Consider the following 22562-nt stretch of genomic DNA (forward strand, 5'->3'; position numbering starts at 1 on the left):
CAGCTTTTTCTAAGTTACGACAATTTATATATTGCTTATGGTATTTATGCTCAATACTTAATTAATGATCCTGAACATCCGTTAAATGATCTAATTTCTTTTGGAAATACTCACCTTGTAGGAAGCGAACCTCTACATTCCATGCGTTTGCAAATGAGTTCATATCATTTAAGTTTTTCAAAACCATATCGACTGGCTTAATCTCATGGTATTTCTCTAATAAATGTTGGAAGTCAGATAATGCCTTGTCATTATTCAATTTTTCAGTAAACTTCTCATCAAGTGTGAGCAGACCAACATCCATTTGTTTTAAGATGGCTTCACTTGAAATGGTTGAACCGAAACGACGGATGGAAATTTCAGCACCATTTTCTCTTAGGATTGTAAATTGCTTTTGAGATTCGATGATACTTTTTGCAATATCTTCTTCATCAAATTGCAAAATAAGTGGATGTGAGAGACGACTTCCCACAATAGTCAGTAATTTTGAGATTAATTCAGGGAACTGTTTATCATTAAATAAAACATGGCGATTTAAATTTACAACCAATTTAGCTTCAGGATACTGTGTAATAAAGTTATGTAATTGTTTACATGCTTCAACCAGAATCCAGCGATCTAATTTGATTGAGAGTTCAACATCGTCATCAAGTTCTATTAAATTACTCACTTGTTTCCATTGATTTTCAAAAATAAAACCACAGCTCACTTCATAAATATTTAAGGTGCTGTCTTGCTTATCGTAAAGCTGTTGGTATTTAAGTTGAATTTCACCTTTTTCAAGTGATCGCACGATTTGGGTCAGTAGAGCTGATTCTTGGAAAGTTGGATTTACTGCTGATTCCGATACAGATTTGGCCGGTGTTGCTTCAAATCGAATCGGTTCAATCGCTTCAAGTTCTAGCTTAGGTTTTTCAGTGCTTAACTCAATTTTTGTTTCTTGCAAAGTTGCAGACAACTGTAATTCGGATGCTGAATCTTTCTTCACTAAACGGTGATCATAGGCTTGTTCTAAAAGATGACTGAAGTTTTGTTCAGTAAAGTGATTTGGATCTATATTGGAATAACCAATTTTTAGATTAAGCGGATACGTTTTCGAGTTAATGATCAGTAATTGCGGTTTTTCTAAAGCGTGTAAACCATGAATACGGGATTCTAAAATTGTTTCAGATTCAGCTTGTAAAAGAATACCGTATAGAATGTTATCAATTTGATAGACAGTACCATTGGTTTGTTCTTTAACAAATTGCTTAAAGTGATCTAAATATTGCAGGGCAGTGTTCCAAGTGGAATTAAAGACTTCTTTAGGGCAGTCTGAAAAACTAAATAAAACTAATGCATTGGCTTTAGCGGGTTGATTAATTAAGCATGCTGAAATTTGTTGAAAGCTGTTTGCAACAAATGAAATTCTTTGTTTCGACAAATCTGATGAAGTCGTTGCATAACTATTGGTTTCAATTGTGATTTGAATTGCATCATCTTCATCGGAAGGGAGGAATTCAATTTTCAACGGATTTTCAGATTTCGCATTATTATTCAGTGTATCAATTTCAAAGCGTGCAAGATCGAACTGACCTTGTGAAACCTTTTTAAAACGTTGTTTAAAATCATTAATATCTTTGGGTTGTAAAATATCGAGTAGTGGTAAACCGATAATATCTGCAACATCATTCAGGCCAAATAATTTTAAATATTCTTCATTGGCTTCGGTATGAATACCTTCTTGGATGAGTGCAACGGCTTTATGTTGTTCTACGGCTAAAGCTTGAGCTTGATGCTTAGCATTTTCAAGATCATTCAATAAATGCTTTTGCGCATGTAGTGTGCGGCTATATGATAATGCGCGAATTAAACTGACATAAAAACGTTCACTATGTGCTAAATCAATGACGTCATAAATTCCTTTTTGGATAAAGGATAAATATTGATCATGTTGATAATCTTCAGGTTTTAGTAGTAGAACAGGAATATCAACTTCTGCAGATGCTTGAATAAGTGCAATGGCTTGCTCGATTTTGATATCGTAAGCTCGCCCAAAAATAATTAAATCCCATGAAGTATTCAGCTGTTTCTCAAAACTTTTTAATTCATCAAGTAGGATGGCATGAACCAAATGATTTTTGCTTTGAAATAGATCAACAATTTCATTATATCGAATTTGGTTATCATCAATAATGAGCAATCGAGTTTCAGAGAGTTTTAACTTCTTAGATAATAACAAATTTCTCACTTCAAGGCTTCCCATACATCTTGATTATTCAAATTGGTAGATTGTTGCTCAATAAACTGATCGACAATAATGCTTTCTTCATCATTGATCAGTTCAAACTCATACTGGGCAAAACTTTGGGTAATTAACACAGTTTTTGTTAAATACACTTTAATTTCCTCAGTATCTAAACGCAAATAGATGGCCTGATGCTCTTTAAAGAAAGGCAAATTAGGCACAATAATGGAGATATTGGATTCATTGAGATTTGGCACTTTGACCATCAAACAAGGATGATAGTTAAAAGCAGAACGGTCAGCAGGAACTTTAACTGCACATGGGTAAATATCCTGTGCCAAAACTTCTAATCCAACTTCAAAGGTCTTATTGGTGGATTGTTTAATCCAACGAATAATTGCTCCTCTCCATTTATTTTGAAGATTTTCATTCAATAAAATAAATTCGCCAGTTTTTAAGTTGCGAGGCGTCTCATTGGCCCAACGAATGCGATAACCATTGATACTAATATCAAGCACTTGAGCTTGATAGATTTGTTTGGATTCACGATCTAAACTTTTAATCTGGGTGGTATTGGATGCGGAACTTGAGCCCGTAGCAATTGCAGAATGTTTGTTTGATTCAGATTGAAACGCGAAATTATTATGAATATTTAAAGTTTCGTAGAAATTTTTTGCTTTAGATAAATAAAAATGTGCAGATTGTAAACTGAAGCAAATCTCTAATTGCGCCGTATATTCATAACGTTCTTGTTGACGTTCAGAATTTGTACCCAGTACATTTTGGACGTGAAACTTCAAGGCAGCAGACAGATAGATTTTTTCATTCTTAGACATATATTCAGCGTCTTTATGAATGGTCAAATTGATATGCTCAAGAAGATTTTGTGTTGAAATATATAAGCTTGTGCGAAAATTAGGATGCTGTTTACGATTATAAATAGGCGGTATATCTTTTGAACCATCTACCACATAGCGTGAAAGCGCAGTTTCCCTAGGTAAAATTTGAACCAATTTTACCCAATCAAAAGTACATTGATACAGTGCTTGTGTTTCCGATGGACGTATTTGATGTGTATTGAAAATATCCAGTAATAACACCTGCGCATAGGCTTGTTGAATATTCAGAATGGAAAAATGTGTGCCTTGTAGCTGATTTATATTGATATTAAATTCTTGGTTTTTAACAGATAATTCGTACAAATAATGTGTTGTTAACCATTGTTTCGATAGTGGCCCACTATAAAGCATTTGTTGTTGAACGAGTAATAAACCCAACTGTTCTAAAGCATAAAATGATGCAAGGATTCTTGCAGTTTTGAGATTACGTTTTTGCTTAAATTTAAAAAAAGACAGTTTATTCTGAGAAAGTGCTTGATCACTTCTTTGCACAATATTGATATAAATATTGGTGAAATAGGTACGAATTCTTGTGATTAAATCAATGATGTGTTCAATACGGTCGGATTGAGAGAGACCTTGATTTAAAATATTTTTTTCTAAGCTAGATAGAATACTTTCAGTAATAGGATGTAACACTTGAATTAAGTCAAAACGTAGCGTTTCACTACAATTGAGTTCACTAATTTCATGAATTGCTTTTAAAACAGATTCAGCCGTATCGCCCAACTGCATAATTGACAATGTTGTCGTCCAAGCGGTCACAGACTCTACAGTTTTGTCTGCAAAACTTAGATTTTCACGTTGTAGTGACGTGGAACTATGAAAAATTTCAGAAATCTCTTTATTTATCATGCTTGTGTTCAACTCTTAAAAGGTTGTAACTCCAAAAAGCGGTGTCTTATTGTTTTCTCCCGCAATCTCTCGAACTAGTTTAGGCACTAGATAACCTGGTAAACTGGCTAATACTTCCGTATAAATCTCATTAATTCTTTCCGTCCCTAAATCAAAATGATGAGCACCCTTTACTTTATCTAATACATGTAAATAGTAAGGTAAAATTTGCGCTTCAAAAAGTCGTTGACTTAATTCAACTAAAATTTGTGCTGAATCATTTACACCTTTAAGTAAAACTGCTTGATTCAACACAAGAATATTATGTTTTGCCAATTGAGATAGTTTTGAGCAAGTCAAATCATCTAATTCAGCTGGATGATTTGAGTGTACCACTAGAATTACGCGTAGCCTACTGTTTTTCAATAAAGAAACAAGCTCTTCATCGATTCTTTCGGGGATAACGATAGGAACGCGTGAATGAATTCTCAAGATTTTGATTTGATTGAGAGATGCTAGGCGTTCTATCCAAAGGGCTAATTTTCTATTAGATAAAGTTAAGGGATCACCGCCACTCAAGATAACTTCGTTAATTTCTGGATGTGTTTCTAAATAATTTTTAATTTTTAGCCAATCTTCATTTTTAGGTAAGTTTTCCTGATAAGGAAAGTGTCGACGGAAACAATATCTACAATGAACTGCACATGCCCCCGTTAAAGTCAGTAAAAAGCGTGACTTATATTTATGTAACACACCAGGTAATTGATTGGCCTGTTCTTCACCAAGCGGGTCAGTGACAAAATCTTGATGTTCTTCTAATTCAAGGTGATGAGGAAGTACTTGCAATAATAGCGGATCAAAAGCATTGCCCACTTGCATTTTTCTGACAAAAGCACGAGGGACACGTAACTTAAACTGTTCAGAAGCAAGTAATGCACCCGACAATAAATCATCTGCAGAAAGCTCTAAGATTTGAAGTAACTCAGCAGGAGAGGTGATTAAATCACTCATCTGTGATTGCCAGTTTTGCTCTTGAAATAAATAAGTCATGAAAAATGGAAGAAGTCGTTGAGTTCAATACAGTTTGCATGGCAAGCATGTATTTTGAGAGATTTGAAAATGGACTCAGCCAAATAAATATTCTAGCGCTGAATTGAGCAGTCAATTTTAACACTTTGTCAGTCAAGAAGCATACTTTAAAGCCTAAAAATGGGTTGTATTTAGCGAATATCTGAACATTACTGAAAATTTTTACATTGCTTCAAAGTGTCTAGGTCATTTAGAATAGTGTCGAATGAAAAATATGGCATTGCGAATTGACGAAGATTCGCAATAGTATTTTATACATGCTGTATGATTTTAAGCATGAATAGATTAAAGATTTAAGTTTGGAGTGTGCCTTTCATGGCCTATTATTCTACAAATGATTTTAAAGCAGGCCTAAAGGTTATGCTTGATGGTAACCCATGTTCTATCATGGAAAATGAATATGTAAAACCAGGTAAAGGTCAAGCATTTAACCGTGTAAAACTACGCAACCTTAGATCTGGTAAAGTATTAGAAAAAACTTTCAAATCAGGTGATTCTTTAGAAGCTGCTGATATTGTAGAAGTTGAAATGGATTACTTATACAACGACGGCGAACTATGGAATTTCATGGATCCTGTATCTTTCGAGCAAATTGCAGCAGATAAAGTTGCAATGGGCGACGCTGCGAAATGGTTAAAAGACGATTCAAACGAAAAATGCACAATCATGTTATTTAATGGTGTTCCATTAAATGTAAGTGCGCCAAACTTTGTTGTATTAAAAATCGTTGAAACTGATCCAGGTGTTCGTGGTGATACTTCTGGTGGTGGCGGTAAACCAGCTAAGCTAGAAACTGGTGCAGTAGTACGCGTACCATTGTTTGTACAGCAAGAAGAAAGCGTTCGTGTAGACACTCGTACAGGTGACTACCTAGAGCGTGCATAATCTTAAAGGTTATGTTTTATGTGGGAAAACATATTCAGCGTTTGATCACTGATGTTTTCCCATATTATTGTTGGTGCTAAGTGCTTATGACTAGCTGAGCAATCAACCTCAGATTCTCACTCTTTATGTATTATTCAGAATAATCAAAAATAAAAATTCTTAGATATTTAATCCTGACATTACCCAAGTCCCAATAACACACCAATCTCAACAACGTTAAGCTATGCGCTGTAGTTCATCCTCTGTGTATTTTTATTCGTCCATCCCTCCATAATTTATTTTCTGATATTTCTTTGAATATGAAGTAAGTGCATTAAAAATCTCTTGAGCTGTTAGATATTTACCGATTTCAAATTAGACAAAGCTTTTAAACACAAAGAAGTAGAAAACTATTCAAGTATTGATTGAAAAATAAACGATGAAAAACTGATAAAAATGAATGTGTATTACGACCAAAGTATTAGATCGGGATTAAAAAATAAATAGTAGAGTCAAAAAGTCGGAATACAATTTAATTATAAAAATAACAGTGTAAATATTTAAGTCATGCAATTGTCATGCTAAATGTACATATTCAAATCAATTTTTATTCCAAAGTCTTAGATGAAAACAACAATATGAGGAGTACAGTTGCCAAGGAAAGAGTCACATGGAAATGAGTTTAGGTAAATAAGAACAAAGGAATTGCTTTTGTTATCAAGATGAGAGGTATTTATGGAAAGTATTGAAACGAAATTATCACCCCTCTCAAAGCTTATATGGGTGATTGTGGCGATCATCGGCGCAGTATCATTTGGGATACTGGCTGTAAGTAGGGGCGAGCATGTCAATGCTGTGTGGTTAGTCCTTGCAGCAATTTGTGTATATAGCATTGCTTATCGCTTTTATAGTTTATTTATCGCCAACAAAGTATTTGAGCTAAACCCTAGACGATTAACCCCAGCACATCGTTTAAATGACGGATTAGACTATGTGCCGACCAATAAATATGTGCTTTTTGGACACCATTTTGCTGCAATTGCAGGTGCTGGGCCATTAGTCGGGCCTATTCTTGCTGCACAAATGGGTTATTTACCCGGTACGATTTGGTTACTTGTCGGTGTCGTACTCGCAGGTGCTGTTCAAGACTTTTTGGTATTGTTTATATCAACACGACGTGATGGTCGCTCATTGGGCGAAATGGCCAAGCAAGAGCTGGGTTCATTCGCAGGTGTAGTTGTCATGCTTGGTGCTTTGGGGGTAATGATTATTATCCTTGCAGTATTGGCATTGGTTGTTGTCAAAGCATTAGCACATAGCCCATGGGGAGTATTTTCCATCGCAGCGACGATACCGATCGCGTTGTTCATGGGTATTTACATGCGTTACTTGCGTCCAGGGAAAATTGCTGAAGTTTCGATCATTGGTTTTGTCTTGATGATGGCGGCAATTGTCTATGGCGGTAATGTTGCTGCTGATCCATATTGGGGGCCATTTTTCACATTAACAGGTACTCAACTGACTTGGGCTTTGATCATTTATGGTTTTGTCGCTTCAGTTTTACCTGTTTGGTTGTTGTTAGCGCCACGTGATTATTTATCTACTTTCTTGAAAATCGGGGTAATTGCAGGACTTGCAGTCGGTATTATGGTTGCAATGCCAATGCTGAAAATGCCTTCAGTAACTCATTTTGTTGATGGTACGGGTCCTGTCTTTGCGGGTTCAATGTTCCCATTCCTATTCATTACCATTGCTTGTGGTGCTATTTCAGGTTTCCATGCTTTAGTGTCTTCTGGAACAACGCCTAAATTGGTTGATAACGAAGTGAATATTCGTGTCATCGGTTATGGTGGCATGTTAATGGAATCATTTGTTGCCATTATGGCAATGATTTGTGCGACTGTACTTGAACCGGGTGTGTATTTTGCTATTAATGCACCTGCTGCTGTTTTAGGCACAACGGTTGAAAGTGCTGCAGAAGCTGTTCGTACACTGGGCTTTGTTGTAACACCTGAAACATTGGCTTTATTGGCAAAAGAAGTAGGTGAAACAACAATTCTTTCACGTACGGGTGGTGCGCCAACTTTTGCAATTGGTATGGCACATATCATTACGGAAATTTTCAATAACCGTTCAATGATGGCGTTCTGGTATCACTTTGCAATTCTTTTTGAAGCTCTATTCATCTTAACTGCAGTTGATGCAGGAACACGTGCTTGTCGTTTTATGGTTCAAGATACCGTGGGTATCGTTGTTCCATCACTTAAAAATTCGCACAATTTTGTCGGCAATATGATAGGTACCGCAGTTGCTGTGGCAGGATGGGGTTTCTTTGTTTATCAAGGTGTCGTCGATCCTCTAGGTGGTATCAACAGTCTTTGGCCGTTATTTGGTATTGGTAACCAAATGCTTGCTGCCATGGCGTTGATCTTGGGTACAGTGATTTTATTCAAGATGAAAAAAGAGAAATATGTTTGGGTGACCATTGTCCCAACAATTTTCTTAATCATCACCTGTATGACTGCGGGTTGGCAAAAAATCTTCCATGAAAATCCAAAAATTGGTTTCTTGGCTCAAGCAGATAAGTTTTCTGCTGCGATTGCTAAAGGTGAGATTTTAAAACCAGCTAAAACACTTGAAGAAATGCAAACGATTGTATTATCAAATCAAATTAATGCTGCGCTTTGCGCATTCTTTATGATTGTGGCAATTGTAATGGTTTTTGCTGCGATTGGTGTCATTCGTCGTGCATTGGCAAGCCCAGTTCCAACGGTAAATGAAGCGCCAGCTGTGTATGCAGATCCTGAAGAAGTTTCTGTTTCTAAGTCACATTGATATTTTGCGATATGTTTTTGCAAGAAATAAAGTGAGGTGAGTAAGATGAATCTTAGATTCGCCAAAGGTGGTAAAACGGTGATTTATAAAATCATCAAGATGACCATCATGTCGCAAAAAGACTTAATTTTTTCGCCAAAGAATTGGTCGAGAATTGCAACTTTGTGGCAGCGGTTACAGCAAAGCTTCCGATTGATGGTCGGTGTTCCAGATTATGAAAATTATGTGGAACATATGAAAAAGCATCATCCTGATGTTGATGTAATGGATGAAAAGACGTTTCACCGTTATTGCGTGGATGCACGTTATCCAACAGCAGGCGGTACGATGAAGAAATGTCCTTGTTGATGTAGATTATGGATTGAAAGACGGCACTTCGGTGTCGTTTTTTATTGGGGGTAGATATAAATCTAGCTTAGTGATTCATGAATAAAATAATTATATATAATGTTGATTATCAATAAAATTTATCAATTGATGGATGTTGAAAACGAGTAATTGTCATGTATCCGACAGTTTTTGATTGATATCCACGATATAGTGAGCCTCTCATAGAAAAAGGAAGTTTTGTGAAAATTTATATTTATGGTGCAGGAAATATTGGTTGCTATCTAGGTGGGAAATTAGCTGCTTCAGGCAATGATGTTACTTTCATCACTCGTCCACGTATCTATCAGGAACTTTCTCAATTTGGTTTAGAGTTAACTGATTATTTGGGTGGAAATATTAAACTTGCGCCGAATGAGTTGAAACAAACAACGGATATTAAAAAGATTATAGATGCAGATGTAATTTTTGTCTGTGTGAAATCAGCGGCAACCGAACAAGTTGCGCATGAATTAAAGCAACACTTAGGACAAAAAATACCGCTGATCATTAGTTTTCAAAATGGCTTGAGTAATGTTCCAATTTTAAAAAAGATTTTACAAGGGCTGACTATTCTAGAAGGGATGGTGCCTTTTAATGTCGCGGCTCTAGGAAATGGGCATTATCATCAAGGAACATCTGGTGCTGTAAGTGTTAAGCAATATTCCAACCAAGCTATTTTGGAAGCTATTTTTAAAAAAGCGAACTTAGAAATCGTATTTGAGCAGGACATGTTGGCTATTCAATGGGCGAAGCTATTACTAAATTTGAATAATTCAATCAATGCCTTATCAAAGTTACCACTCAAACAACAATTATCTATTCGCGCATATCGTCAATGTGTGGCGATGGCACAGCAAGAAACCCTAGATTTGCTTGATTTTGCACAAATCAAAACAGCAAAATTAACAGCAGTTCCTACAGGTTGGATTCCGAAGCTGCTAAGTTTACCCAATCCATTGTTTAAATTATTAAGCCGTAAAATGTTGGAAATCGATCCTTTGGCTCGATCATCAATGCAAGATGATTTAATGATGGGACGTGCTACAGAAGTGGATTGGATTAATGGGGAAGTTGTAAAGTTAGCTGAACAGAGTGGACGACGTGCGCCGATCAATGAAAAGCTTATACAGTTAATTAAACAGGCTGAAAAAATGCCAAAAAAGTTTTCAATCAGTGCAGATGCTTTAAAGGACCAATTAGAATCTGTAGCTAAAACGTGACTTTAGCGGAAGCTATTATCAAGCAGTGACGGGATTTAATATTTATAATGATCATCTTTGAGTATTCTTTAAAAGCGTGTATGTTAACGCTATACATAGAATTTTTATTGGGGAATAAAAGGTGATTTGGGGAACAACACAGCAAACAGCATCTCTAGAAAATGAGTCGGTTTCTCAACAAGAACTTACGCGTTATTACCCTAAACTTGATGAATTCCTCAAACAAATTAACCAAATCATCCTCGATAAAGAACAGCAAACCAAGCTTGCATTATGTAGCCTTTTGGCTGGCGGGCATTTGTTATTTGAAGATTTACCGGGGTTAGGTAAAACAACATTGGCCAGCAGCTTATCTCGCTTAGCAGGCTTAGATTTTCAACGTATTCAATTTACCAATGATATGCTTGCGAGTGATGTGATTGGTATCAATATGTTCAATCAAAAAGAACATCAATTTGAGTTTAAACAAGGGCCTATTTTCTCTCAAATTTTACTTGCAGATGAAATTAACCGATGCAGTCCAAAGACTCAAAGTGCTTTGCTTGAAGCGATGGAAGAGGGGAATGTCACTGTCGATGGTACTCGTTATGAATTGCCGAAACCATTTTGGGTGATTGCCACACAAAATCCACTTTTTCAAAGTGGAACCTATAGTTTACCTGAATCACAACTCGATCGTTTTATTATGCGATTGTCTTTAGGTTATCCATCACGTTCTGCTGAAAAATTACTTTTACAGCAAAATTCACGACATGAACTGATCACACAACTGCAATCGATATTCGAACAACAAGAAATATTGCAATTACAACGTAATGTGAATCAAATTGCAGTAAATGAGCTTGTTTATGATTACTTACTTGATTTAACAGAAGAAACTCGAAAAGGTCGTCATGGTCTATCGACACGAGGATTACTTGCGCTTAAAAAAGCGGCGCAAGCTTATGCTTTGGTTGAAAGGCGCCAATTTGTAATTGCAGATGATGTGCAAGCGGTATTTGTTGCAGTTGTGTCTCATCGTATTGGATTAGGTGAATCTGAAACCTTAGCCTTGATGCAAAAAGTTCCTGTAAAAGGTTAATAGGGATCGATCATGCTCAGAAAACGATTTGTGCGTTGGTTGCATCTGCGATTTCGCTATACTGGTATGCGTACGCTAAAACAAAATGAGGTGTTGGTCTTTATTTATCAGCAAGGTTATTTATATCTTGTTTTAATTTTGATCACCTTTATTGCGGGTATTAATTATGCCAATAACTTAATTCTGGGTTTTTGCTTCCTCATAAGTGCAATTTTATGTATCAGTTTTTATCTAAGTTTTAAACAGTTACATGGCATAACCATGCAAGTCGTTGTAGATGAAGTGGGTAAAGTCGGAGAGGCTTTTAAAGTTAAAATCATTTTACAACAAGATCGACTGACACCTAAATATTTAAATTTCAAAACCAATGATCAAATACATCCCTTTTTATTTGAAGAAAAGCAGCAAAGCTTTGAACTCGTGTTTATTCCAGAGCAACGTGGGAAATTTGAGATTCCACCGATTCAAATATATTCAACTTATCCTTTAGGACTTGTCAGAGCTTGGACTTATATTTATCTCACTGACATCTATTGGGTTGCCCCACAAGCCAAAGCATTTACACAGAGTTTACAAAGTTACTCGAATACAGGTGAACCTGACTTAGATGAATTTAAGGAACTTAGAACATTTAAACTGGGTGATTCATTGCAAAGTATTTCATGGAAACAAGCTGCGCGAGGACAAGGCTTATTCGTCAAACAATTTGAAGATTTGGTCGACACGCATGTTATGCAAATTGAATACAGTAAAATGCCAAGTGCAGACCATGAAGAAAAACTATGCTTCATGATGGAATTGGTTGATCAATGTGAGCATTCTCAAATACCTTATAGCGTTATTTTACCGCATGCACAGACTGAAAATGGCGTAGGTGAGCAACATTATATTCATATCAAAACATTATTGGCTCAGGCTTAATTGGAGAGTTGATGATGAATAAATCAATTCAAATTTCAATCTTATTGGTGCTGAGTTTGATCTTGGTCGCTCAAGCTGCATATATACCCATTGCATTATCTATTTTATTTTTAAGCAATATTATTGGATTAGGCCTATTTTACAGAAAACAAAATAAACACGAAATTTCAGACTTCCCCAAATACCCAAAATTAATTTTTGCGCTAATCGCATTGGTGATTATTTACTTTGATACTCAAACTTTTTTAGGCGTAGAAGCAGGAACTGCAGTTCTCTCTACATTTTTATATGCCAAAGCCTTAGAGACCAAGTCTAAACGTGATTTTATTATTTTATTTAACTTTGCCTTATTTGTGAGTGCAAGCCTATTTCTACATTCACAAGCCTTTTGGATGGCATTGTTGGTGCTGTGTTGTTTAGTCAGTTGTTTAATCGGTTTATATCGTGTGCAAACAGCACATTTTCAAACTAAACAACCTGTTTTACAATCACTCAAAAATGATTCATTTCATATTTTAAAATTTATTGGCTTAGCTTTACCATTTTTTATCTTACTGTTTCTATTTTTTCCACGCTTGCCACCGCTTTGGCAAATTCCAATCCCCAATAATAAAGCCGTAACAGGTCTAAGTGATACGATGTCTCCCGGTGATATTGCTGAATTATCGCAATCAAGTGCCTTGGCGTTTCGCGTGATTGCAGATATGAAGCAGTTACCTAATCGTAATGAATTATATTGGAGAGCGTTGGTTTTAGACCATTATGATGGTACGACTTGGACCAGTGATTTTATCAATAAACGAGATAAATCTTCTTCAGCGATCACAGGGCATCGTGAAGGATTTCGTTATCAATATTTAGCCAGTGATCCAAGTCAACAATGGATTACGGGACTGGAAAAATCAGTTCCAATTGAACAACGATTTACTTTACATGAAGATTGGTCAATTACCCCAAGACGTTTAGTGCAACGGACACAACCGATTCAATTACAATGGATTGGCAATGGAATTGTTGAGACACAACAAGAAGGTCTTACACAAACGATGTTGAGGAATAGTTTGGATTATCCTTTAAAAAGTGATCCACAAGGGCAAAAATTTGCACAATTGATGTATCAACACAGTCAAAACAATCCTGAACTATATATTCGTAATATTTTAAATTGGTATAAAAAAGAGAATTTTGTTTATACATTAGCACCGGGAAAACTGGGCGATAATCGCGTAGATGAATTTTTATTTCAAACTAAACAAGGCTTCTGTGAACATTATGCATCTAGCTTTGTTTTGTTAATGCGCTACGTTGGAATTCCTGCCAGAGTCGTCACGGGATATCAAGGCGGGGAATTAGCACCTGATGGTCAAAGTTGGGAAGTTCGTCAATTAGATGCGCATGCTTGGGCGGAAGTTTACCAACGAGGTCAATGGCAACGTGTTGATCCAACGGCAATTATCGCACCAATGCGTATAGACCAAGGAATGCAGAATATTATGAATGATAATAATGCAATCTTTGGTGATGCAAGCTATTCAAATTTACGTTTACAACATTCTTCAGTTTTCAGAACGTTACGTATTTGGAGCGACTACGCCAGTTTCCAATGGCAAAGTAAAGTGGTAGGTTATGATGCCGATAAACAAAATAGTTGGCTAAAAAAACTCGGACTCACATCCACTTATAGTTATGCGCTCATTTTAATATTTGGAATTTTAGGATTGCTTTTGACCTATTGGGGAGTTTCTAAGTTTCTATTGATTCGGCAAATGTCTAAAATTGAATATGTGTTGTTCCAATTTAATAAAAAACTAGATTTCGTTGATCAAAAAAAAGAATCGGAAACTTTTCAACAGTGGATGCAGCGTTTGGCAGATCAAACTCAGCAAAAAGAGATTTTTGAGGAAGCCAATCGGTATTTTCAAAACCTTGTTTATTTAGCTGATGAAAATCAACAAGATATTAAAAAGTTTAAAAATTTGCTTAAAGAGTGTGCGAATGTGCTAAAGCAACGTAAATAAGGCTTGTCAGAATCTAAAAAAATGCATATTATCGCTGTCACTTAGGTGTATAGCTCAGTTGGTTAGAGCGCTACGTTGACATCGTAGAGGTCAGCAGTTCGAGTCTGCTTATACCTACCAAGATTTTTATTGATATTAATCAATAATATAAGGGTGAAATTGTAATGATTTCGCCCTGTTTTTTATGCCAAATAGGTCAGCTTTGAGTAATCAAAATACTCAAAATTTGCATTAAAAACTGCTTTATATTTCGCTTTCGGGCGCCATTTTTGAGATGTGTATGTGTCTCTAATAGAAATGGTGCCCGAATTACGGCCCCAAATATTGAGAGTTTATTAATATGCAAAAACCTGTCAAACGTGGCAATGCTTGGCGTATTCAAGTCAAGTACAAACATCTCCGTGATGCGGCAACTCGAGATACTTCAGAAGAGTGCATTGCTTGGGCACACAAACGACTTCTAGAATTACAGCTTGAGTACGAAAAGCAACTCAAGGATCTAGACAAACCTAAAATCAACTTAAAACAATTATTCGAACTTTATTACGATAAAGTAGGACAATTCACCAAATCTAAAACCTATATAAAAAATCACATCAAATGGCTTGATCGTTATTATGGCGAATTAACCTATATCTCTATCCACGATCTCACACCTAAACTAATCACCGAAAACCGTGAAAGACGTTTAAAGCAAGTTAAACCCGGTACGCTACATAAAGAAATGAGTCTGGGATCTTCTGTGTTTACTTTCGCTGTCCGTGAAGTTTTCCTTATTCAATCCAATCCCTTTAATCTTGTTAAGAAACCCACTAAGCCTCAATCAAGACAAAACCGTATTAACCAATCTCAGATTGATAAGATCTTACGTGGTTTAGATCATTACCATGAAAATATGGTTCCAAGTACTCCTGCACACTATATCGCTTGGTCGTTCTTATTTGCTCTTGAAACAGCGATGCGTAAAGGGGAGATTCTAGGTATTCAGCGAGAGCATATACACGATGATTATGTGCATTTACCTGAAACCAAAAACGGTACTTCTCGTGACGTTCCGTTGTCTCAGAAAGCACGTAAGCTTTTAGATTTATTGGTGAGCCGTGATGATTATTTGATTCCACATAGTTCAAATTCTTTTAGGCTTTTATGGCAAAGGAATTTGAAGCGTACCGATTTAAGTGGTCAGTTTACTTTTCACGATACACGCCATGAAGCAATTACACGTATGGTGAATAATCAGAAGCTACCAGTAGAGATATTAGCGAAAGTAACAGGTCATAAGACAATTAATGTTTTAGTGAATACTTATTACAATCCAACAGCTTCAGAGATAGCAAAAATGTTGAATGCTGCTTAAAATATGCCCCATAACAAGGGGCTTTTATTACATGAAAAAACATAGCGTTATTACAATACTTTTATATGCAGTTTTAATTTTTTTGACATGTTTGATTGTCGCAATAATAATTAAAGATGCTTTCAATATTGATGTAGATTATTTATCTGCATCCGCAACTTTCTTTGCGGCGTTTGCAGCATTCTTATTGTACGACAATTGGAGAGAGCCTTATAGGGCTCAAAAAATGCTAGAGGAACGAAAAGATATATTATTCCAAATTAGAGAGTTTCGAGTAGCTTACTATAAATTTAAAACCCATCTTGATTTAATACCTAAAGAGGGTTGGGATTCTAAAAAAGAGGAATATATTGCTGAATATTTGTGTTTGGAAGCATGTGTATTAAATAATTTAGATAACCTATCTGATTTCTTACATATTTATTCAATAAATTTTAATGACTTATCAAAAAATGACAGAGAAAGGCTTCATAAAATTGAATTAAGAAAGTACAGTGATGAAATTATTGAAATATATACTATCTTTTTAGAAAAGGATCCTAATGAGAATTTTGAAGATGCTTATATGAATATTGTATCTAGTCGGGTCCAAATAGAATTCCTAAAAATTGTAAAAAATATTACATTAAAATTACAAAAAGAAATTTTGGAATATAATAAAGAACTTGAAGGGCAATAAGCCCTTTTCTAATTCTTACGTCTAGCACCACGTTTCGATGCTGTAATATGTAGATTTTCAAGTAAGGGCATGACTTCTTTAGGGTCATACAGGTGTTTGTTTTGATCGCCCTTATTTAATGGCCCAACTTTTTCAATAATGGTTTTGCGCGATAAATTAAAGCGTTGAGCAAGCCAAGCAGCAGTTACGCGATTCGGCAATTCTTCAGCTTTAAGCTCTACTATTTTCCCACCTGCAAAATGATCACCAAGAAAGACTTGAGGCGGTTTGTCGGATTCAATGACAACTATGTATTTGTTCATCTCAAATAATCTCCCAGTGCAAAGCTAAAATTAAATTTAAAGTCAGCCAATCCGCTATTAAAATCATTAACATGGCGCAACTCCTTTGCGTTTCATTGCTTCCATTAATAAATCCTGCACTTCGCGCTTTGATTCTCTGCGTTCCATGACCACCGAATCCATAGTGTCTTTGGCAACAATAAAATGTAGATAAACAGGGCGGTCATATCCCGCTTGTGCTTGACGTGTTGGGCCAATACGTTCAACAATTTGCTGATATTGTTCTAAGTCCCACCAATGCGAAAAGAAAACTAAAATATTCCCACCGTCTTGCAAATTCAGTCCGTGACCTGCACTTGCAGGATGTGCAAACAGCACAGGGATTTTCCCTGCATTCCAATCGTGAATTGTTTGCGGATCCTTATCTAAGTGGCGACCTTGAGGAAATACTTTGAGCAATCGAGCAAGGTCACTTTTAAAGTGATAAGAAACTAAAACAGGCATGCCCGAAGCTTCTTCGATAATGGATTCAAGTGCCTGAATTTTTAAATCATGAATTGCTTGCCATGATCCATTTTCATCGGTGTAAATCGCACCTGAAGCAATCTGCAAACATTTCATCGTTTTTGATGCAGCATTAAAAGCTTCAATCTCAATGGATTCTGAAAGTTCAATAAACATTTCCTGTTCCATTTCTTTGTAGATTTTTTTTGCTTTGCCTGTCAGTTCTACTTCAATGACGTTTACAATTGGCTCTTTAATATCAAAATAATCTTTAGCTTCAATGCTGATACAAATGTCTTGAAGCTTGTTGTGTATCTCCGCTTGGCTATGCGCAAATGGGATAAGCTGTACGGCATTACGATCTGCGCCAACTTGTACTTGCTGAAACCAACGACTAATAAAAGAATTAAAACTGGTACCTAATCTTTGTCCTCGATCAAGAAACCATGCTTGCCCCCATAAGTCTTTTAATCCATTGGGTGCAGGTGTTCCAGTCAGCTCAATAAAGCGATCAACCAGTTTGGTGTGAGCAACCTTGCCTAAAGCACGTGTACGTACTGATCCTTGACGAATGCGAAATCCTTTTAGCTTTGTGCTTTCATCTGCAACGATTTTGGTGAAAGGCCATTGCGTACCAAAGTGTGCGACTAACCAAGGCAAGTTTTCATAATTAATGGTGTAAACGCTCGCTTTCTGTTTCAAGGCATATAGGCGTTGTTCAGGTGTACCGACTACAGCCACAACTTTGAAATTTTTTAGATGTTCCCATTTCTTCGCTTCATCGGGCCATGTGGTTGCTGCAACACGTAAAGGAGCAACAACTAAAGCAGGACCTGGTTCGAAAGCCTCAAGAATTTCTAATGCAGTTAGGGCAGAGGATGTTTTTCCTGTACCCATTCCTGCATAGACTCCGCAACGTGGATGATCAATCATGTGACTGATCATTGCATTTTGGTATGTATGGGGAATAAATGGTTTAGCTGTCATCCCAATAACTCCTCAATTCGTTCTAAGCTATCTATAACTTCAACTTGCTGACCCATTTTGCGCATGCGTTCATGTTCACGAATTTGGGCTTTAGTTGGTTTTTCGCCTGTTGCTTTTAACTCTGCCCAAAATGAATTATCAGGTAACATCACGATACGGTCAGGGGCAGAGTTACGACCAATCCACTTAACTTTTCTAACTTCACCACCTAGTGCTTTAACTCGTTGCACTAGGTATGTTTCAATTTTTGATTCACGCATATTTATGAGCGTATCGGCATGACCACGCCTTTGGCATGGTTGAAACCTGTTTTTTCAAAACCAATAACAGCAGCAGTATTTTTGCCAGTAGGGTAAAGCATTACACCTCCTTCTTTACCCGAACCGCCAAGTGCTTTTTGCACTTTTTGAAAATCAGTGAGATATGCCCAATTGAATTGTGGGTAATCGTCGTTGTTGACGCCTTCAACCAAACGGTTTGGGAATATTGGTTGCCAATTTGGGTATTTTGCATTGATCAAATTGAAAGATTCGACAGAATCGGCAAAGCGTAATTCGCCTTTTTTATTTTTTAAGTCGACACTAAGTTTGCAAATAAGACTGCGTTCTTTGGTTGATATTTTTTTTAAGAAATAACGAACTGCATTTGCAGGAATAATAATTTGTGGTGCTTCTTTATCTAATCCTTCAATTACGCATGCAAAACCACGGTGCCCATCGGTAGACACGATATGCCCGTCATCAAAAGCGATTCCTTCTAAATAAAAGCGAACATCACTTTTTGCAGTACAAATAAGTGCAGCATCAAGTAGTTGCATTGGTACTTCAATATCAAAGTTTTCCATATTGATTCCTTTTTTATATTCGTTGATTGCTACAGGATTGGTAGCAATACGGTTTCGGTTTCTATAAGCAGTCATAAATCAATCCTTTTTATATCGATAAGATTCAAAGCCTGCTGCCGCCAATGGCAAATCACTCGCCCAAACTGGATTTGTAGCAAGCAGGCTTGATAAATGTTCAGGGTTAAATTCAGGTAGATCAGGCGCCTCAGTAATCACTTCGTCGTGAACTGTTAAAACCATTTCATAATCTGAATCGTCAATGCTTGGCATGTTGTGTCCAAGCACATCACGAGATACAGCTTGCGTAATGTTCTCGGCAAATTTGCCGCCATAGGTATAAAGGCGTTCCCATTTACGTGTGTATTGGTTATTGCCCATATAAGAAATTTTGCCGTCTTCAACTTTCGCACCTGGATAGCAAAGGAAACGACCAGAAGGGAGGCGAATTAAAAGCCAAGAGCCTTTTTTGATAAAATCAACTTTTCGGCATTTAAACGGTGTATTTGGATTTTGCAGGGCGTTGGTTGCCGCTTGTTTGAGCTCTGACCACCAAGCAAAAATATTTGGATGCGCATAGCGCCATGAACGTTTAAATGAATCACATACAAGCCATGTTTTCTTTTTAAGCCCAAATGTCGTACGATGTTCTTTCTTGTGCCATTCCCAAGCACGAATTGCTTCGTTCATGATTGATGGCTCAATACCTTCAAAAGCTTGTTCAGCCATTGCATCAAGATCTAAACCATAAGCGGCAGCGAAAGTAAGGAATGCACCGACACCGCCTTCATAACCTAATGCTAGTTCTTGAACCTTACCGACTTGGCGTTGTTCCTTGTCCACATCTTCAGGGGATACGCTAAAGGACTTGGCATATGCCAATTTATAAAGGTCGTGTCCTTTACCCGCATCGAAATCATAAAAGGCTTTGATTTTCCATGTTTCGCCTGCAAGCCATGCCAATGCACGACCTTCAATGTTGGATAAGTCGGCTACAACAAGCTTTTTGCCTTCAGGTGCACAAATTGCTCCACGGATTGCAGAAGATGTAAGTTCCATAACATTGTCAAAAAATACGTCAGCAAGATCGAGTTTTAATGCCTCAATGCCTTGATCGATTTCATTTTGAGCAAGTGCAGGGCGGGGTAAATTCTGCGGTTGAAATAATCGACCCGCCCAACGTCCAGTACGACTCGCCCCATTAAATTGCAAAGTCCCACGTAAACGACCATCTGAACTGGTACCTTTAGAAAGCGCATTGTATTTAGCTGTACTGGTGGTTGATGCTTGTAAACGAATGGCAAGCAATTCACGGACTGCAAGTGGTAAAGCTTCGTCATTTAATCGACGTTCTAAAGTGGCTTTTTGCATATCAGGGAGTGATACACCGTGAACCTCGAGTATGTGCTTTAACATTGCATCTCGTTGGGTTGCTGCTTCCACTTCACCATCGGTCAATGACTTAGTGCGTTTTGCTAATCCTTTTTGCGCTTTGTCTACAGCTGTAATGGCGCATTCAACTAGCTCGAGATCAATACAAACGCCTCGATCATTGATTTGTTGATCTAAATGCCATAGCGCTAATTCAGTGCCTTTGTAATTCCACTTTGGCATTTTCTTGTGCAATTCACGCATTGCTAAAATATCGTTCTTGGCATAATCAACAAAACGAGCCCATTCAACAGGATGGGTTTCGCTTGTTGCACGACGAATTTTTTGATTAGCAGGGCGAGGTTTACAGAACAATTGAATAAGTTGTTTGCCTGCTTTGTCTTTTGCTTTATCCGTATCGATTTTGAAAATGTCACAGAGAATATCAAGCCCACCTGGTAAGGAATGGCTCAATGCTTGAACCATTGTGTCTTCCCAACGGTTTATTGCTAAATTGTATTGTTTAAACGCATGGCGTAAAACGGTACGGTCAAAGCCTGAGTTATGAGCGATTAAAGTTACCGATTGGTCTTTTAATAAGTTGCTTAATTCAAGTGAAATGTTTGGATATGTTGTCAAATCTTCAACATGCACTTCACCATCATCTAAAGCCCATGCGAATACCATGACTTCTGCATTTTCAGCATATGCATGTGTGCCATTTTTAATCGGTGTTTCGCAGTAGGTTTCGAGATCGAGGTATAAATCGGGCATTTCAAATAATCCTTAGCAAATTTTGCTTTGGTAAAGTGAACGCATAGGGTCAGCTGTACCTTCACTTTCCAAAACAAGTCACACTGACGCAGTGACACTCGGTAGACACCCACAGGGAATAGGAGTATGTGTTATCTACTGCTATGGTTTTTTCCAGTTTCAACACTCATAGCTTGTCGAGTAATGCGCGGGGCATACTGGGAACATGGTCACACTTCAATTATTAAGCTGAAAATTGCCCTTGGTAGAAATCAACTGAACCTGTCAATTGATCTTCTAAAAGTTCAATAAATTCTTCAGCACGTTGTTGCTCATGCGCATCTTTACCCACGAAACGAAGCACGAAAGTAGGGTTTGCATCTTTTGTGGAAATGCGAATTGAAATTTTTAGGTTATTGTCTTTTAAGCCTTTATATGACTCAGTGAACATAGTGAAGTGGTCAGGTAGAAATTCATCTACACCCGTTGCTTCAACTTGCTCGGTTACACTGGCTTTGTATCCGAGATCCTGAACAGCGCTATCTACTTCATGCCCACGATTGATTTTTACTTTGCGTAATGCGCGAATCGCTTTGTCATGAGAAATTATTTCCCCAGTAGCAGTTCGTGCAGAAACAAACTCTGCCCAATCATCTAACCAATCAATAAGGGCTTGTTGCTCAAAGCGTTGACCATCCGCACGTTCAAGCGCTTTAAACTCAGGTTTTTTTTCTAAAGTTAGATGTGCTAGATCGTCAGCATGTCCAGCTTCTACGACATCACCTAGATTAAAAATTGCTTCAGCTTTTAAACCGTTTGTTGTAGAAATAAATGCTTTTACATCCTGCAATTTGCGATCTTGGATATAACCAACAAAGGATTGGATGCTTAGCGTTGAAAATATTCCGCGGAAACGATCACGCATTGCGTTATATTTTTCAGTGCTATGCAGACTGAAGCTACTCGGAATAATGGCAATAGATGCTTGGCTATCTACTTGAATTGGCATTACGTTTTGAGCAGCAATGGCAAGATCTGCGATTTTTTGTACTGTTGCTTGTTCCATTTCTTATTTACCCTGTAATGAAGTTATTGAAGTCGATTAATCGACGTAATCGGTCATGTTTGTGCGTTCAGGCATAAGTGAAATGCAACCGCCTTTAAGCACGTGCATAGGGGTAGCACCTTCTGATAATTCAGTACGGTGACCTTTAGCAGTCGGGGTTTTGTAGTCAATTGAATGACTCACATTGACTTGTTGAGTATCTGAAATCTGTTTGATTTTCAGCTTGATGGTAACTTCACCTTGTTTGTTGTTAAGCACAACGCCTGCAGCAACATCGGAAAGCACAGCACCTAATTGCTTTTCGAAAATACCTGCATTTAGGTCACCAATAAAATTTGGTACATCTGTTGATTTTTGGCTCATTTC

The 22562-nt window shown here is 37.2% G+C and carries 19 protein-coding genes and 1 tRNA gene; 10 read left to right on the forward strand and 10 right to left on the reverse strand.

Translation table 11 applies throughout. The annotated features are described in order from the left end of the window. Positions 1-61 precede the first annotated feature (61 nt). From ACY45D_RS07440 to epmB, 3 genes are read right to left on the reverse strand one after another with little or no spacing between them, the layout of a single operon-like run. Positions 62-2245: an EAL domain-containing protein gene (locus tag ACY45D_RS07440; protein ID WP_463109109.1), complete on the reverse strand. Its 2184-nt coding sequence runs from the start codon at positions 2243-2245 to the stop codon at positions 62-64. Continuing rightward, complete coding sequence (locus tag ACY45D_RS07445) at positions 2227-3981, reverse strand: GTPase (protein WP_463109110.1); 1755 nt, start codon at positions 3979-3981, stop codon at positions 2227-2229. The genes ACY45D_RS07440 and ACY45D_RS07445 overlap by 19 nt, the downstream gene beginning before the upstream one ends. Before the next feature lie 15 nt (positions 3982-3996). Next, positions 3997-5010, reverse strand: a complete 1014-nt coding sequence (gene epmB / locus ACY45D_RS07450) for an EF-P beta-lysylation protein EpmB (protein WP_463109111.1) — start codon at positions 5008-5010, stop codon at positions 3997-3999. Between the two features lie 354 nt (positions 5011-5364). Here epmB and efp point away from each other — a divergent pair, with 354 nt between their 5' ends. From efp to ACY45D_RS07500, 10 genes are all read left to right on the forward strand, one after another. Beyond that, positions 5365-5934 (forward strand): elongation factor P, encoded by a 570-nt coding sequence (gene efp / locus ACY45D_RS07455; protein ID WP_089604885.1) that lies wholly within the window; start codon positions 5365-5367, stop codon positions 5932-5934. 714 nt (positions 5935-6648) lie between these two features. Continuing rightward, positions 6649-8748 carry a carbon starvation CstA family protein gene (locus ACY45D_RS07460; protein WP_463109112.1) on the forward strand — a complete coding sequence of 700 codons (2100 nt, stop codon included), beginning with the start codon at positions 6649-6651 and terminating at the stop codon, positions 8746-8748. Positions 8749-8793: 45 nt separating this feature from the next. Further along, positions 8794-9096: a YbdD/YjiX family protein gene (locus tag ACY45D_RS07465; RefSeq protein WP_089604887.1), complete on the forward strand. Its 303-nt coding sequence runs from the start codon at positions 8794-8796 to the stop codon at positions 9094-9096. 221 nt (positions 9097-9317) lie between these two features. Then, entirely contained in the window at positions 9318-10337 is a 1020-nt protein-coding gene (locus tag ACY45D_RS07470) for a 2-dehydropantoate 2-reductase (protein ID WP_463109113.1), read from the forward strand. A 121-nt stretch (positions 10338-10458) separates the two neighbouring features. After that, on the forward strand, positions 10459-11418 hold the full coding sequence (locus tag ACY45D_RS07475; protein ID WP_463109114.1) for an AAA family ATPase: 960 nt from the start codon (positions 10459-10461) through the stop codon (positions 11416-11418). Between the two features lie 12 nt (positions 11419-11430). Next, complete coding sequence (locus ACY45D_RS07480; RefSeq protein WP_463109115.1) at positions 11431-12339, forward strand: DUF58 domain-containing protein; 909 nt, start codon at positions 11431-11433, stop codon at positions 12337-12339. Positions 12340-12353: 14 nt separating this feature from the next. Beyond that, complete coding sequence (locus ACY45D_RS07485) at positions 12354-14357, forward strand: transglutaminase TgpA family protein (RefSeq protein ID WP_463109453.1); 2004 nt, start codon at positions 12354-12356, stop codon at positions 14355-14357. A gap of 43 nt (positions 14358-14400) precedes the next feature. Then, positions 14401-14477, forward strand: a tRNA-Val gene (locus ACY45D_RS07490). A 220-nt stretch (positions 14478-14697) separates the two neighbouring features. Continuing rightward, entirely contained in the window at positions 14698-15714 is a 1017-nt protein-coding gene (locus ACY45D_RS07495) for a tyrosine-type recombinase/integrase (RefSeq protein ID WP_463109116.1), read from the forward strand. A gap of 31 nt (positions 15715-15745) precedes the next feature. Further along, positions 15746-16393 carry a hypothetical protein gene (locus ACY45D_RS07500; protein ID WP_463109117.1) on the forward strand — a complete coding sequence of 216 codons (648 nt, stop codon included), beginning with the start codon at positions 15746-15748 and terminating at the stop codon, positions 16391-16393. A gap of 8 nt (positions 16394-16401) precedes the next feature. Here the strand turns inward: ACY45D_RS07500 and ACY45D_RS07505 are convergent, their stop codons facing one another. The 7 genes from ACY45D_RS07505 to ACY45D_RS07535 form a co-directional block, all read right to left on the reverse strand. Continuing rightward, the gene (locus ACY45D_RS07505; RefSeq protein ID WP_463109118.1) at positions 16402-16695 is read right to left on the reverse strand and encodes a hypothetical protein; all 294 of its coding nucleotides are present in this window, start codon (positions 16693-16695) and stop codon (positions 16402-16404) included. A gap of 66 nt (positions 16696-16761) precedes the next feature. Next, positions 16762-18165, reverse strand: a complete 1404-nt coding sequence (locus ACY45D_RS07510; RefSeq protein WP_463109119.1) for an SNF2-related protein — start codon at positions 18163-18165, stop codon at positions 16762-16764. Continuing rightward, the gene (locus ACY45D_RS07515) at positions 18162-18425 is read right to left on the reverse strand and encodes a PDDEXK family nuclease (protein ID WP_463109120.1); all 264 of its coding nucleotides are present in this window, start codon (positions 18423-18425) and stop codon (positions 18162-18164) included. Before ACY45D_RS07515 ends, ACY45D_RS07510 begins: the two co-directional genes overlap by 4 nt. Before the next feature lie 2 nt (positions 18426-18427). Further along, complete coding sequence (locus ACY45D_RS07520) at positions 18428-19084, reverse strand: hypothetical protein (protein ID WP_463109121.1); 657 nt, start codon at positions 19082-19084, stop codon at positions 18428-18430. A 3-nt stretch (positions 19085-19087) separates the two neighbouring features. Further along, positions 19088-21151, reverse strand: coding sequence for a DNA polymerase (locus tag ACY45D_RS07525; RefSeq protein WP_463109122.1), 2064 nt, complete (start codon positions 21149-21151; stop codon positions 19088-19090). A 223-nt stretch (positions 21152-21374) separates the two neighbouring features. Then, positions 21375-22196, reverse strand: coding sequence for a DUF2303 family protein (locus tag ACY45D_RS07530; protein ID WP_463109123.1), 822 nt, complete (start codon positions 22194-22196; stop codon positions 21375-21377). Between the two features lie 36 nt (positions 22197-22232). After that, positions 22233-22559 carry a hypothetical protein gene (locus ACY45D_RS07535; protein WP_463109124.1) on the reverse strand — a complete coding sequence of 109 codons (327 nt, stop codon included), beginning with the start codon at positions 22557-22559 and terminating at the stop codon, positions 22233-22235. Positions 22560-22562: the final 3 nt, after the last annotated feature.

The organism is Acinetobacter sp. BZX-2, assembly GCF_055179795.1.